The 13,524-nt window shown below is 71.3% G+C and carries 11 protein-coding genes; 3 read left to right on the top strand and 8 right to left on the bottom strand.

The features are described from left to right. Positions 1-18 precede the first annotated feature (18 nt). Complete coding sequence (locus OG303_RS33415) at positions 19-1,320, bottom strand: RNA polymerase sigma factor (RefSeq protein WP_405873108.1); 1,302 nt, start codon at positions 1,318-1,320, stop codon at positions 19-21. 101 nt (positions 1,321-1,421) lie between these two features. Between OG303_RS33415 and OG303_RS33410 the strand changes: the two genes are divergently transcribed. Both OG303_RS33410 and OG303_RS33405 read left to right on the top strand, forming a co-directional pair. Beyond that, positions 1,422-2,087: a hypothetical protein gene (locus OG303_RS33410; protein WP_405873107.1), complete on the top strand. Its 666-nt coding sequence runs from the start codon at positions 1,422-1,424 to the stop codon at positions 2,085-2,087. Further along, positions 2,084-3,103, top strand: a complete 1,020-nt coding sequence (locus OG303_RS33405; RefSeq protein WP_405873105.1) for a nucleotidyl transferase AbiEii/AbiGii toxin family protein — start codon at positions 2,084-2,086, stop codon at positions 3,101-3,103. The genes OG303_RS33410 and OG303_RS33405 overlap by 4 nt, the downstream gene beginning before the upstream one ends. Here OG303_RS33405 and dnaG read toward each other — a convergent pair. The 4 genes from dnaG to OG303_RS33385 form a co-directional block, all read right to left on the bottom strand. Beyond that, positions 3,074-4,972, bottom strand: a complete 1,899-nt coding sequence (gene dnaG, locus OG303_RS33400; RefSeq protein ID WP_405873104.1) for a DNA primase — start codon at positions 4,970-4,972, stop codon at positions 3,074-3,076. The two genes, OG303_RS33405 and dnaG, sit on opposite strands and share 30 nt — an antisense overlap. A gap of 38 nt (positions 4,973-5,010) precedes the next feature. After that, positions 5,011-6,285 carry an NAD(P)/FAD-dependent oxidoreductase gene (locus OG303_RS33395; protein ID WP_405873103.1) on the bottom strand — a complete coding sequence of 425 codons (1,275 nt, stop codon included), beginning with the start codon at positions 6,283-6,285 and terminating at the stop codon, positions 5,011-5,013. A gap of 161 nt (positions 6,286-6,446) precedes the next feature. Further along, the gene (locus OG303_RS33390) at positions 6,447-7,727 is read right to left on the bottom strand and encodes a deoxyguanosinetriphosphate triphosphohydrolase (protein WP_405873102.1); all 1,281 of its coding nucleotides are present in this window, start codon (positions 7,725-7,727) and stop codon (positions 6,447-6,449) included. A 169-nt stretch (positions 7,728-7,896) separates the two neighbouring features. Then, positions 7,897-8,706 (bottom strand): sirohydrochlorin chelatase, encoded by an 810-nt coding sequence (locus OG303_RS33385; RefSeq protein ID WP_405877618.1) that lies wholly within the window; start codon positions 8,704-8,706, stop codon positions 7,897-7,899. A 330-nt stretch (positions 8,707-9,036) separates the two neighbouring features. Here OG303_RS33385 and OG303_RS33380 point away from each other — a divergent pair, with 330 nt between their 5' ends. Beyond that, entirely contained in the window at positions 9,037-9,723 is a 687-nt protein-coding gene (locus OG303_RS33380; protein ID WP_405873100.1) for a vancomycin high temperature exclusion protein, read from the top strand. A 57-nt stretch (positions 9,724-9,780) separates the two neighbouring features. On the opposite strand, the gene OG303_RS33375 is transcribed toward OG303_RS33380, so the two are convergent. The 3 genes from OG303_RS33375 to OG303_RS33365 are packed head-to-tail and all read right to left on the bottom strand — an operon-like array spanning position 9,781 to position 13,340. Continuing rightward, positions 9,781-10,548 (bottom strand): enoyl-CoA hydratase-related protein, encoded by a 768-nt coding sequence (locus OG303_RS33375; protein ID WP_405873099.1) that lies wholly within the window; start codon positions 10,546-10,548, stop codon positions 9,781-9,783. 24 nt (positions 10,549-10,572) lie between these two features. Beyond that, positions 10,573-11,820, bottom strand: a complete 1,248-nt coding sequence (locus OG303_RS33370; protein ID WP_405873098.1) for a hypothetical protein — start codon at positions 11,818-11,820, stop codon at positions 10,573-10,575. Then, the gene (locus OG303_RS33365) at positions 11,817-13,340 is read right to left on the bottom strand and encodes an amino acid adenylation domain-containing protein (protein ID WP_405873097.1); all 1,524 of its coding nucleotides are present in this window, start codon (positions 13,338-13,340) and stop codon (positions 11,817-11,819) included. The genes OG303_RS33370 and OG303_RS33365 overlap by 4 nt, the downstream gene beginning before the upstream one ends. Positions 13,341-13,524 lie beyond the last annotated feature (184 nt).

Here is a 13,524-nt window from a genome sequence, read left to right as displayed (position 1 = left end):
TTGGTGAGCGGCCCCTGCTCAGTCCAGGTAGCCCCTCAGCTGGTCCGCGAAGGCGTGGTCGCGGAGCTTGTTCAGGGTCTTCGACTCGATCTGCCGTATCCGTTCGCGCGTGACGCCGAAGATGCGGCCTATCTCCTCGAGGGTGCGCGGGCGTCCGTCGACCAGGCCGTAGCGGAGCTGTACGACCTTGCGTTCGCGTTCGCCGAGGGTGGAGAGCACCGCCTCCAGGTGTTCGCGCAGCAGCAGGAAGGCCGCCGACTCGACGGGCGAGGTCGCGTCGCCGTCCTCGATCAGGTCGCCGAGGGCCACGTCGTCCTCCTCGCCCACCGGGGCGTGGAGGGAGACCGGTTCCTGGGCCAGGCGGAGGACCTCGCTGACGCGCTCGGGCGCCAGGTCGAGGTGGTCGGCCACTTCTTCCGGTGTGGGCTCGTAGCCGCGTTCCTGCAGCATGCGGCGCTGGACGCGGACGACGCGGTTGATCAACTCGACGACGTGGACCGGGACTCGGATGGTCCTGGCCTGGTCGGCGAGGGCCCGCGACATGGCCTGGCGGATCCACCAGGTGGCGTACGTGGAGAACTTGTAGCCGCGGGCGTAGTCGAACTTCTCGACGGCCCTGATCAGGCCCAGGTTTCCCTCCTGGACCAGGTCGAGCATGGTCAGCCCGCGGCCGACGTACCGCTTGGCCACGGACACGACGAGCCGCAGGTTCGCCTCGATGAGACGGCGCTTGGCCATGCGGCCCATGACGACGAGGCGGTCCAGGTCGAGGGCGAGCTGGCTGTCCAGGTCGGGCGCGGTGCTGAGCTTCTCCTCGGCGAACAGTCCGGCCTCGACGCGGCGGGCGAGGTCGACCTCCTCGGCCGCGGTCAGCAGGGGGATGCGGCCGATCTCGCGCAGGTACTGGCGGAACAGGTCGGAGGACGGGCTGCTGGTGTCGGCGGTGCGGGCGCGCGGCGGTACCACCGGCTCGGGGGCCTCCGTGGCCTCCAGCGCCTCTGCGGGCGGTTCCGCCGGCTCGGGCGGACCTTCGGGGTCCGCCTCGGGGTGGTGCACGACACGGGACTGCGGGGGGACCGCGACGAGAACGTCGGTCTCTGCGTCCGGCTCTGTGCCGTCCGTACTGGTGTCGGTCTGGGTGAGGGTCTGGGTCTGCACGGGGGCGACCTCCAGGATGATCGCTGCTGAGGTGTGCGGCAGCGCTACTTCGGGAGCGGAGTCGGCGGCCTCACCGCTGTCCGTCCCGTACGCGTTGAGCGGAACCGCGGGGGTGTGGGATCCGTGTGGGACGGATCGGCCGCGCTCCGAGGACTCAGGCACCGGAACCCAGTGTGGAGTACGACACATCGCCGCCACGAGGGGCGTGCGGTGACTTTTTGCAATCGGGCCGTGACCGGGTGGTTACCCTCACGGAAACCCGGATGCCTGTGCGTGCCCTGATCTGGCACGATCCCCGCGTGTCCGCTTCGTTGTACGAAACTCACGTGACCGTTCGCTGTGAAGGTGCGGGCGAGTCGGAACGGCTGCGCCGGTGGGCGGCGGCCGCCGGTTTCAAACTGACGCACATCGTGCTGGCCCGAGGGCGGATGCGCGACCAGCCGATGCTCACCCTGTCGGGTTCCCAGACCTACGCCGTCGAATCGGCTCGGGCGCGAGACGTCCTGGCGCGGCTGCGGGCGGGCGGCTTCGAGGCCGTGCGCGTGAAGATCGAGTCGACGCCGTGGGCCCCGGAAGTACCGCGCCAACCGTGCGACGGGGAGCGGTACTTCGAGCACCACGTGAAGCTGCGGCTCACCGCGGGCACCGACGTGGCCGCCCTGACGGCGCGGGCCGTACGGCACGGCGCGCATCTGTCGTGGAACGCGCGGCGGGTACGGGCCGACGGCCGGGCGGAGCGGTTCGTGACCCAGCGGTGCCGCGGGGTGGACGCCGAGGGCGCGGGGCAGGCGCTGGAAGCCCTGCTGGCGGAGCTGGCCGGGTACGAAGTGGTGAGCGTGGAGCGGGAGTTCGTGCATTACGACAGCGATGTGTCGGTGGACGACGGGTGGATCGAGGAGACGGTGGGCGTACAGGGGGTGCCGGGATGAGTGGGACGTGGCAGGAGCCGGTGTGGTCGGGGTTTCCGGCCCCGCACGACGAGCTCGACGAAGCGACGCGCGAGGCCAAGAGGCTGCCCAGGACGCTGCGGACGACGGCCGGCGAGGACGCCGAACAGCGGCTGGTGTTCGAGCCCGCGCTGAAGCAGTACCAGAACGCCTACCGGGCCACGGATCCCGCGTTCGCCGACCCGGTCCGGGGCGACGCCTGGCGCGCGGCCCGGCGAAAGGCCCTGGATCTTGTGCTTGCCGCGATCGCCGGCACGGAGTGGGTGGACGCGCTGGTGCTGCGCGGCAGCGTGCTGATGTCGCAGTGGTTCGGCGATGCCGCGCGCGAGCCGGGTGACCTGGACTTCGTCGTCGTGCCGCACACGTGGCGGATCGAGGACGGGCGCACCGACCGGATGCTCGCGGGGATCGCGGCGGCGGCGCAGGCGCTGGCCGACGCCCGCGGCCGGGACGAGGTCGGGATCTCGGCGCGGGGCGCGGTGGTGGAGGACATCTGGACCTACGAGCGGGTGCCGGGCCGGCGCATGGTCCTGCCCTGGGGCTCGCCCGGGCTGCCCGGCGGCCATGTCCAGCTGGACTTCGTCTTCAACGAGGAACTGCCCGAGGAGCCCGAGCCGGTGGAGCTGCGCGGCGGCGCCGTCGTACAGGCGGCGACGCCGCGACTGTCGCTGGCCTGGAAGATGATGTGGCTGCTCAACGACGCCTACGCCCAGGGCAAGGACCTCTACGACGCGGTGCTGCTGGCCGAGCGGTACCCGCTGCCCTACGAGCTGCTGCACGAGGTGTTCCGGCTCTCCGGCGAGTGGCCCTACCCGTACCAGGAGTACATCACCTTCGACAACGTGGTGGAGCTGGTGCAGTACGTCGAATGGAACCACTTCGTCGTCGAGTACCCGCAGTACAGGAACGACGAGCAGAACTTCGTGGATCGGCTGGTCCGGGCCGTGGCACCGACCTTCGCCGGACGCTCAGAGGGCGCCGGCCCCGCGCTCCCGTAGCGCCTGGTCGTACTGCTGAAGCACCCACAACTCGTTCTGTACGGCGGCCAGTTGTGCGGGGTCGCTTTGTGTGCCGAGGCGGGTGAAGGTGCTCTGGACGTCGCGGACCCGACGCTCCACGGCGCGGCGGCGGACGGTCACCAGTTGGTCGCCCGCATAGGTCTCGTCGACCGTGCGGCGCATGATCGCCTCGACGGCCAGCTCCGTGACCATCGCGCGGACCGCGTCGTCCGGTGCCACCTCGCGGACCCGGACCAGGTAGTCCTGCGCGTCCTGGACGCCGTACTCGGCGCCGCCCGCCTCCATGATCGCCTGGCGTACGGCGGCGTAGGGCGCGGCGGTGAACTCGTCGATGCCGTACGCGTCGAAGGCCGGGGAGACCAACTCCGGGCGCTGGAGGGCGAGTTTGAGGAGCTCGCGTTCGGTGGCGTAGACGGGGTTGCGGAGGTTGAGGGCCGGGCCGGAGGTGGTGGGGCGGGGGGCGGCGTCGTACGGCTGCGGGCCCCGGGTCGGGGCCGGTCCCTTGCCGCCGCGGTCGCGGGCCCAACGGGCCAGCTGCGCCACCCGCTTGACCACGAACTGGGTGTCGAGGATGCCGAGCATGCCGGCGAGCTGGACGGCGACCTCGTGCTGGGCGCCGCTGTTCTTGATGCGGGCGACGATCGGGGCGGCCTCGTCCAGGGCGGCCGCGCGGCCGGCGGGGGTGTCGAGGTCGTAGCGGACGACGATCTGGCGGAGCGCGAACTCGAAGAGGGGGGTGCGGGGTTCGGCCAGGTCCGACACCGCCTCGTCGCCCTTCGCGAGGCGCAGCTCGCAGGGGTCCATGCCGTCGGGGGCGATGGCGATGTACGTCTCGGCGGCGAACTTCTGGTCGTCCTCGAAGGCGCGCAGGGCCGCCTTCTGGCCGGCCGCGTCACCGTCGAAGGTGAAGATCACGCGGGCCGATCCGTTGTCCATCAACAACCTGCGGAGGATCTTGATGTGGTCGCCGCCGAAAGCCGTGCCGCAGGTCGCGATCGCCGTGGTCACGCCGGCCAGGTGGCAGGCCATGACGTCCGTGTAGCCCTCGACCACGACCGCGCGGCTGGCCTTGGCGATGTCCTTCTTGGCGAGGTCGATGCCGTACAGGACCTGGGACTTCTTGTAGATCGCGGTGTCCGGAGTGTTCAGGTACTTGGGGCCGTTGTCCGACTCGTACAGTTTGCGGGCGCCGAAGCCGACGACCTCGCCGCCGATGTCGCGGATCGGCCACATCAGGCGGCCGCGGAAGCGGTCGATGGGGCCGCGGCGGCCCTCCTGGGAGAGGCCGGACAGCAGGAGTTCCTTGTCGGTGAAGCCCTTGCCGCGCAGATAGCGGGTGAGGTGGTCCCAGCCCTGCGGGCTGTAGCCGACGGAGAAGTGCTCGGCGGCGGACTGGTCGAAGCCGCGCTCGGCGAGGAACTTGCGGCCGGTGTCGGCCTCCGGGCTGGTGGCCAGCTGTTCCACGTACCACTGCGCGGCGACCTTGTGGGCCTCGACCAGGCGGATGCGCTCGCCGCGCTGGTGGGCGGGGTTGTAGCCGCCCTCCTCGTACCGCAGCGTGATGCCCGCCTGGCCGGCGAGGCGCTCGACCGACTCCGAGAAGGTGAGGTGGTCGACCTTCATCACGAACGTGATGGTGTCGCCGCCCTCCTGGCAGCCGAAGCAGTGGAAGAGTCCCTTGCTGGGGCTGACCTGGAAGGACGGCGACTTCTCGTCGTGGAACGGGCAGAGGCCCTTGAGGTTGCCACCGCCCGCGTTGCGCAGCTGGAGGTACTCGGACACCACGGCGTCGATCGGGACCGCGTCCCGTACCGCCTTCACGTCCTCGTCGTTGATCCGTCCTGCCACGCGGTGATTCTACGGTGGTGGACTGACAGCAGTGACGCTCAGGATGCCGGGCTGCCCAGGCTGTCCAGCGGAACGTGCGGGTCCGCAAGCGCCTCGGTGTCCACCTGTGCCTTGGAACGAATCAGCTGCTGGATCGGCTCTGTGACGTCCCACACGTTCACGTTCATCCCGGCGAGCACCCTGCCCTGCTTCACCCAGAACGCGATGAACTCACGCTTTCCTGCGTCCCCTCGAATCACCACTTCGTCGTACGACCCCGGGGGCGCCCAGCCGCTGTACTCCATGCCCAGGTCGTACTGGTCGGAGAAGAAGTAGGGCACGCGGTCGTAGGCGAGGTCCTGGCCGAGCATCGAGCGGGCCGCCGCGGGGCCGCCGTTGAGGGCGTTGGCCCAGTGCTCGACGCGCAGGCGGGTGTCGAAGAGGGCGTGCGGGAAGGAGACGACGTCACCGGCCGCGTAGATGTCGGGGTCGGAGGTGCGCAGCCGGTCGTCGACCATGACGCCGCCGCCGTGCGCCCGGTCGGCGATCTCCAGGCCTGCCGCCTCCGCGAGGCCGATGCGGGGGGCCGCGCCGATCGCCGCGAGAACGTCGTGCGCGGGGTGTTCCTCGCCGTCGTCGGTGCGGGCCGCCAGGACCATGCCGTCCTGGCCGACGATCTCGGTCAGCTTGGCGCCGAAGTGGAAGCGGACGCCGTGCTCGCGGTGCAGGTCCGCGAAGATGCTGCCGAGCTCGGGGCCGAGAACGGCCTGCAGCGGGGTCGACAGGGGCTCGATGACGGTGACCTCGGCGCCGTACTCGCGGGCCGCCGCCGCGACCTCCAGGCCGATCCAGCCGGCCCCGGCGATCACGATGTGCCCGTTGTCCCGGCCGAGCGCGGCCAGTACGCCCTTGAGCCGCTCGGCGTGGGCGAGGCGGCGCAGGTGGTGGACGCCCGCGAGGCCGGTCCCCGGGATGTCCAGGCGGCGCGGCTCGGCGCCCGTCGCCAGCAGCAGCTTGTCGTAGCGGACGAGGGTGCCGTCCCCGCCGAAGCGGACCGTCCTGGCCGTGCGGTCGATGGCCTCGACGGTCTCGCCGAGGTGCAGTTCGACATCGTTCTGTGCGTACCACGCGGGCTCGTGGACGAAGACGCTGTCGCGCTCCTCCTTGCCCAGCAGGTAGCCCTTGGACAGTGGCGGGCGCTCGTACGGGTGGTCGCGTTCGTCGCAGATCAGTATCACGCGGCCGCTGAAGCCCTCCGCTCGGAGCGTCTCGGCCGCCTTCGCGCCGGCGAGGCCGCCTCCGACGATGATGAATGTCTGATCCGCGTCGACCACTTGATGCCTCCTACGGGGGGTCTGGGGGGGTCTCCCCAGAGAACACAGCGGGTGCCGCCACATGCGAGCGTCCCGCACGCAGCGTGATGGGGGAAGAGGGAGTGGCCCGATCAGGCCACGGAGGGTCACAATCGGGCTCGTTCGGAGTCACCCGCGCCCCCTCAGTTTCTCGGGTGCCCCGTCAGGCGCGCGTGAAGCGAACGGGCCGAGGCGTCGGTCAGGGAGGCGATCTGGTCGACGATCACCCGCTTGCGGGCGCGGTCGTCGCGGGCCTGGTCGAACAGCGCCCGGAACTGCGGGTCCAGGCCGTCCGGAGCGCGAGCCGTGAGCGCCTCGGCCAGCTCGGCGACCACGATCCGCTGGTCGGCGCGCAGCCGCTCCTGCTCGGCCCGCTGCATGACGTACCGGTCGGCGACCGCCTTGAGGACCGCGCACTCCAGCCGGGTCTCGTGCGGTACGACGAGTTCGGCGCCGTAGCGGGTGAGGCGGCCGGTGCCGTACGCCGCGCGCGTGGCGGCCTCGGCGGCGAGGCAGAAACGGCCGATGAGCTGGCTGGTGGCGTCCTTGAGGCGGGCCTGGGCGACCGCGGAGCCGTCGTAGCCGTGCGGCCACCACTCCTGGTCCTGGAGGCGGTCCAGGGCGGCGCCGAGTTCGGCGGGGTCGGTGTCCGCGGGCACGTAGCGTCCGATGGCGACCGCGAAGACCGCCTGTCTCTCGGGCTCCGCGTGCAGGCAGTTGGGGTCGATGTGGCCGGCGTGCAGGCCGTCCTCGACGTCGTGCACCGAGTACGCCACGTCGTCCGACCAGTCCATCACCTGGGCCTCGAAGGTGGTACGGGAGCCGGGAGCGCCCTTGCGGACCCAGTCGAAGACGGGGCGGTCGTCCTCGTAGACACCGAACTTGGGGGACTCGGGGTCGGTGGGGTGGGTGCCCCGGGGCCAGGGGTACTTGGTGGCGGCGTCCAGGACGGCTCGGGTGAGGTTGAGGCCGACGGAGCCTTCGGCGGTGAAGCGCTTGGGTTCGATGCGGGTGAGGAGTCTCAGCGACTGGGCGTTGCCCTCGAAGCCGCCGCAGTCCTCGGCGAATTCGTTGAGGGCCTGTTCACCGTTGTGGCCGAAGGGCGGGTGGCCGAGGTCGTGGGAGAGGCAGGCGGCCTCGACGAGGTCGGGGTCGCAGCCGAGGGCCGCGCCCAGCTCGCGGCCCACCTGGGCGCACTCCAGGGAGTGGGTGAGGCGGGTGCGGGGACTGGCGTCCCAGACCTGGCTGCGGGTTCCCGGGGTGACCACCTGGGTCTTGCCGGCGAGCCTTCTGAGCGCCGAGGAGTGCAGGATGCGGGCGCGGTCGCGTTGGAAGGCTGTGCGGCCGGGGCGTTTGTCCGGCTCGGGGGCCCAGCGGTCGACTGACGTCGGGTCGTAAGCAGCGGGGAGTGAGGTGCCTTCCATGCCTCGACAGTACGGGCACGTTCTGACAATTGGGGTGCGCCCGTTCGTCTGCCGCGATCTGTTGTGTGGCGAGTGCGGGTGTCTTGGACTGGTCGCGACCCGCGGCGGAGCCGCATGGTGACACAGGCCCGCGCCCCTCAAGAGATCCGGCGGTTCTGTCACCGGGGTTTCAAGCCGAGGCCAGTGCGGGCTCCGTGATTGCAGCCGGGGTTGCGCATGCCTGGTCGTAGCGGTGGAGGACCAGCTGGGCCATCGCGGGGTGCGTGCCCAGGGGGGCCGAGGCGATTCCGGGGGCTGCCTCCGCGCACTCCGTCGCGAAGCGGCCCGGGGCGGTGAAGTACGAGGCGATGGCGACCCGGTGGCGGCCCCTCGCAGTGAGGGCGCGGACCGCGTCCTCGACCCTGGGTGCGGCCGTGCTGGCGTAGGCGGGGACCACCGGGACGCCCAGGCGCTCGGCCAGCAGCTGGGCCGTGCGGTTGGTGTCGATCTTGGACTCGGGGTCCCGGGAGCCCGCGGCGGCCAGCACCACGGCGCTGGTGCGGCGGGTCGCCGCGTCCATGCGGGTGCGCCAGCCGGCCTCGACGAGGCGTGCGGTCAGGGTCTCCACGAGGAGGGGGTGCGGGCCGAGCGGGGCGGCCACGCGCGTGCGTGCCTCGGACGCGGCGGCCATCTCGGGGATGTCCTGCTTGACGTGGTAGCCGCGGCTGAGGAGGAGCGGGACGAGGACCGCCTCGCCGGTGCCGAGGCCCGCGAGGGTGTCGGGGAGCAGGGGGTCGTTCAGTTCGATGTGGCCGAGGTGGACCGGCAGGCCGGGGCGCTGCTCGCGGATGCGGTCCAGCAGCGTGCGGACGGTGCTCAGGGCGCGCGGGTCGCGGCTGCCGTGCGCCACGACGACCAGCGCGGGCGGGCCGGGGCGCCGTCTGCCGTTGAGGGAGACGAGGCTGAGCTGGCTGGCGAGCTGGCTGCTGATCCGGTTCATGAGGTGCGCCGTACTGTCGAGGTGGGCCGCCTGGAGTGGCAGGGCCGCACCGGGCTGGGTCGTGGACTCGTCGCGAGGAGCCTGAGACTTACGCGTCGGCGTCATGGACCGATGGTGGCGGCGGGAGGTTGCCGCTCCGTTGCGCGGGAATGACGGGTGTTTTCCGGCGGTTCACGGTGGGGCGTAGGGGGTGTGTGAGGTGATGTGACCAGCGGTTTCACTCTCCGGAGTGAATCTGGTCACGTATCGCGCATCGAACCGCGGGGCCTGACAGGACGTCTCTGACTGTCGAAATACGGGCTGAGGAGCCGACCGGGAGGGGACCGTCCGATGCGCCGACCCAAGCTGCGCAGACCGCGCCTGCCACGCACGCGTGCCGGGCAGCGGAAGCTGGTGCAGGCCGTGACGGCCGGGTGCGTGCTCGCGCTGCTGCCGGCGACGTGGATGTACGTCGTGACCGGCGACCGGCTGCGCACGACGGCCGACGCACCCCGCACCGAGGTCGCCGTCGTCTTCGGCGCCGGCCTGTGGGACGGCGAGCCCTCCCCGTACCTCGCGAACCGCCTCGACGCGGCGGCCGACCTGTATCGCGAGGGCCGTATCGAGGTCGTGCTCGTCACCGGAGACAACAGCCGCAAGGACTACGACGAGCCCGACGCCATGCGCACCTACCTGACCAGGCACGGCGTACCGGACTCTCAGATCGTCAGCGACTACGCGGGCTTCGACACCTGGGACTCCTGCGTCCGCGCCAAGAAGATCTTCGGTGTCGACCGGGCCGTACTGATCAGCCAGGGCTTCCACATCCGGCGGGCGGTCGCGCTCTGCCAGGCGGCGGGCGTGACGTCGTACGGCGTCGGGGTCGACGCGAAGCACGACGTGACCTGGTACTACGGCGGTACCCGCGAGATCTTCGCGGCGGGCAAGGCGGCCCTGGACGCGGTGTTCCACCCCGATCCCCGGTTCCTCGGCCCGAAGGAACCGGGGGTGTCGAAGGCGCTCGCCAGTGCCCGCTGAGGTCGACGTCCAGCCGTCCGTCGAAGCCGCCGTCCAGCCGTCCGTCGAAGCCGACGGCTAGCGCCCGTTGAAGCGGGGGGCGCGTTTCTCCAGGAACGCGTTCATGCCCTCCTTCTGGTCGTGTGTGGCGAACAGGGCGTGGAACACGCGGCGTTCGAAGCGGATGCCGTCGCTGAGGCCGGTCTCCAGGGCTCGGTCGACGCACTCGCGGGCGGTCCGGATCGCCGTACGGCCATGCGAGGCGATGGTGGCGGCGGCTTCCAGGGCCTCGGGGAGCACGCGTTCGTCGGGGACGACCCTGGACACGAGGCCCGACTGCTCCGCCTCCCTCGCGTCCATCGTGCGGCCGGTGAGGACGAGGTCCATCGCCTTGGCACGCCCGACCAGCCGGGTCAGCCGCTGGGTGCCGCCGATGCCCGGGATCACGCCCAGCTTGATCTCCGGCTGCCCGAAGACCGCCGACTCCCCCGCGATCACCAGGTCGCACATCATCGCCAGTTCGCAACCGCCGCCCAGGGCATGCCCGTTGACGGCGGCGATCTTCGGGGTGCGCAGATCGGCGAAGTCCTCCCAGGCGGCGAAGTAGTCCTCCGCGGCCATCTCGACAGCCGTCTTCGAGGACATCTCCTTGATGTCGGCGCCCGCCGCGAACACCTTCTCCGAACCGGTGACGACGAAGCAGCCGATCTCCGGGTTCTCGTCCAACGGGCGCAGGGTATCGAGGAGTTCGGCGAGCAGTTCCGCGCTGAGCGCGTTGAGGACGTGCGGGCGGTGCAGGCGGACGGTGACGACGCCGCCATGACGTTCGAGTTTGAGGTTGTTCATCGACTTCCCTTCCGGACGGGGGAGTTACGAGTCCCAGATGGCGCCGTACGCGGGAATGCCGCGCTGCTCCAGGCCGTGCACCACCTGCCAGGTCAGCTTCTTGTTGGAGATGCAGATCACCGCCTCGGCCCCGAAGTCGCGGTACGCGGCGTACGCGAGGCGCACCATGTCGGGCTTGCCGTGCCGGGAGGTGTCCCAGATGAGGGCGTGCGGCTGGACGGCGAGGATCTCGTCGACGAGTGCGTCGCCGTAGGTCGTGCGGGGCTCGCGGGTCGCCCAGACCAGGCGGGAGGGGACCTCGGCGGCCAGCAGGTGGGGCAGGCAGGGGCCGATGCCGCTGCCCGTCGCGACGTATACGACCCTCGTGAACAGGGTCTCGATGTTGGCGACCCCGGCGGTGGTGATGCCCTTGACCCAGACGCGCTCGGGCAGGTCGTCGATGAAGGAGCCCGTCCAGTCGCCGGCCCGGGAGATGGTGAGCCGGAAGCCGGGCCGGCCGGGGGCGGGGACGTTCGCGAAGGAGTGCCATTCCCTGAGCGGGCTGCGGCTGATGGCTGTGGACGAGCCCGCGAAGGGGGTCTCGCCGTGGTCGAAGCGGGCCAACACCACGTGCGAGGAGGGGCGTTCGAGGCGGACGTCGACCTTGCGCAGACGCAGCCAGGGCAGGGCGACGCTGAAGGTCACCACGGCGAGCACGGTCACGGAGACGGGGCCGGCTCCGGACAGCAGGGTGTGCGCCCAGAACAGGATCAGGGCCGTCCAGCCGCCGAACCGGTGGATCTTCTCGAAGTGGTCGTGGTGGCGGGTGCGGAAGGGCGGCAGCGCGGTGGCGACGATGACCGCCAGGAGGGCCACGAGGGCCCAACCCACCACCGCCGACGGCTCGTTGCCCTCTTGCACCGTCAGCGCGAGGAACCAGACCGACCCCGCCAACGCCCCGCCGACATGCAGCCCGCCGAAGTGGTACACCTTGCCGAGCGTCCAGCGGACCTTCAGCGGCCAGTTCGTCGACGGCCAAGTGGCCATCCTGAACAGCAGGTTGATGACGTACTGCTGACGGACGAGGACGGCGAGGGCGAGGCCGGCGAGGGACGCGTGCGCGAGCTCCCGTGCAGACAGAGGCCAACTCACCACCGCGTACGTCGCGTTGAGTACCAGGACCAGCGCCGCCAGCCGGTTGTGGTGCATCAGTCGCGGGTGTTTGAGGAGCCGTCCGGGTGCGGAGGTGAGCGGCGGGAGCTCGACGGTCTTCCGCGCGGGTGCCGTCGTCATCGGGCCACCGCCGTGCGCTCCTCGGCCAGCCTCAGCAGCGCCGGTTTGTCGATCTTGCCACGGTCGGTCTCGGGGAGGAACGCGAGCGGCAGAACCTCCGAGGGCACGCAGTAGTACGGCAGCGCGTCCGCCACCGCCCGGCGGGCCGCGTCCGGGTCGACGTCGGCGGGGCAGACGAAGGAGACGAGGCTGCGCGCGTCCCGCTTCAGGGTCACCGCACGCACGCAGCCGCCCAAGGACTCCAACACCGAGGAGACGGCGTCGAGTTCGACCCGGAAGCCGCGCACCTTGACCTGGTCGTCGGTGCGGCCGAGGTGTTCGAGCTCGCCGTCGGCGGTCCAGCGGCCGAGGTCGCGGGTGCGGAACATGCGGTGGCCGGGGCCGAGGAAGGGGTCAGGAGCGTAACGGTCGGCGTTCAGGCGGTCGTTGTCCAAGTAGCCGGCCGAGACACCGTCGCCGCCCGCCCACATCTCGCCGGTCTCGCCGATGGGGAGCGGGCGGAGGTCGGCGTCGAGGACGTACACGGTGTTGTTGGGGGTCGGGCGGCCGATGGTGAGGAGCGGGGCTGCCGGGTCGTGGCGGCTCATCGTGTTGACGATCGTCGTCTCCGTCGGGCCGCAGCAGTTGAAGAAGGCCGCCCGTCTCGCCCAGCGGTCGGCGAGCGGACGCGGGCAGGGCTCACCGGCGACGGCGACCGCGCGGACGCGCGGGCAGGCCGCCGGGTCGATGCCGGACAGAACGGTCGGGGTGGCGACGATCACGTCCGCCGTGCGGGCGGCGGCCGCGATGTCCTTGCCGCGGATGACGAGGGTGCCGCCGTGGGCGAGGCAGCCGAGGATCTCCCAGGCGGCCATGTCGAAGGCGATGTTGAGGAGTTGGGCCACGCGGTCGCCGGGGCGGATGCCGAGGGCGCCGGGCTCGGTGAGGAGGATGTTGGCGACGTTGCGGTGGGTGACCTTCACGCCGTTGGGGCGGCCGGTGGTGCCGGAGGTGAACAGGACGTAGCAGCCGTCGTCGGGGCGGATCGTCGGTCGGGGGCCGGGGGTGTGCGGGAGCGGCTCGGTGTCGAGGGAGATCAGGCGGTGCCCGGCGGGCAGCGGCACGCGGGACGCGTGGTCCGCGACGGTGAGGATCACGCGGGTGCGGGCGGTGCGGATGACGTGGGTGAGCTGGGCCGCGGGCGCGAGGCCGATGTCCTGCGGGACGTAGGCGGCGCCCGCCTTCAGGATGCCGAGCAGGCCGACGAGCATCGGGATCGAGCGGCGTACGAAGAGTCCGACGTGATCGCCGGGCCGTACGCCCTCGCGGGCCAGGCGGGCGGCGAGGGCGTCGGCGTAGCGGTTCAGCTCGCCGTAGGTGATCGTTCCGCCGTGGTGCTCGGCGGCGACGGCGTGCGGGGCGGCCGCGGCCCGGCGTTCCACGGCACGGTGGATCAGGGGGTCCGGGACGGGGACGGCGGGGCCGCGGCCGTACTGCCGGAAGCGGTGCTGATCATGGGGGGTGAGATGGCGCAGAGGCATGATCGGGGGACCTCCAGGCTGCTTCGAGAGTCGGTGACATGTCCGGGGGGAGCGGCCGCATGCCCGGTATTTCGAACGCCGTGCGGGGTCTTGCGCGGGACGACTGTAGTAGCGGCTCTTCAACTCTCAACAAGGCGTGATCGGCCAACCACGGGACGGAATGAGCCACATGTGGCGTCTTCTG

The sequence above is a fragment of the Streptomyces sp. NBC_00005 genome (assembly GCF_045160215.1).
In the GTDB taxonomy this organism is placed as follows: Bacteria; Actinomycetota; Actinomycetes; order Streptomycetales; family Streptomycetaceae; genus Streptomyces.
This window is presented reverse-complemented; position numbering and strand designations above follow the sequence as displayed.

Bases quoted from the DNA above. Each gene is read 5' to 3' on its own strand.
- OG303_RS33380 (WP_405873100.1), top strand. From the start codon at position 9,037: ATGCGCCGACCCAAGCTGCGCAGACCGCGCCTGCCACGCACGCGTGCC.
- OG303_RS33385 (WP_405877618.1), bottom strand. From the start codon at position 8,706: ATGAACCGGATCAGCAGCCAGCTCGCCAGCCAGCTCAGCCTCGTCTCC.
- OG303_RS33365 (WP_405873097.1), bottom strand. From the start codon at position 13,340: ATGCCTCTGCGCCATCTCACCCCCCATGATCAGCACCGCTTCCGGCAG.
- OG303_RS33370 (WP_405873098.1), bottom strand. From the start codon at position 11,820: ATGACGACGGCACCCGCGCGGAAGACCGTCGAGCTCCCGCCGCTCACC.
- OG303_RS33405 (WP_405873105.1), top strand. From the start codon at position 2,084: ATGAGTGGGACGTGGCAGGAGCCGGTGTGGTCGGGGTTTCCGGCCCCG.
- OG303_RS33375 (WP_405873099.1), bottom strand. From the start codon at position 10,548: ATGAACAACCTCAAACTCGAACGTCATGGCGGCGTCGTCACCGTCCGC.
- OG303_RS33410 (WP_405873107.1), top strand. From the start codon at position 1,422: ATGCCTGTGCGTGCCCTGATCTGGCACGATCCCCGCGTGTCCGCTTCG.
- OG303_RS33390 (WP_405873102.1), bottom strand. From the start codon at position 7,727: ATGGAAGGCACCTCACTCCCCGCTGCTTACGACCCGACGTCAGTCGAC.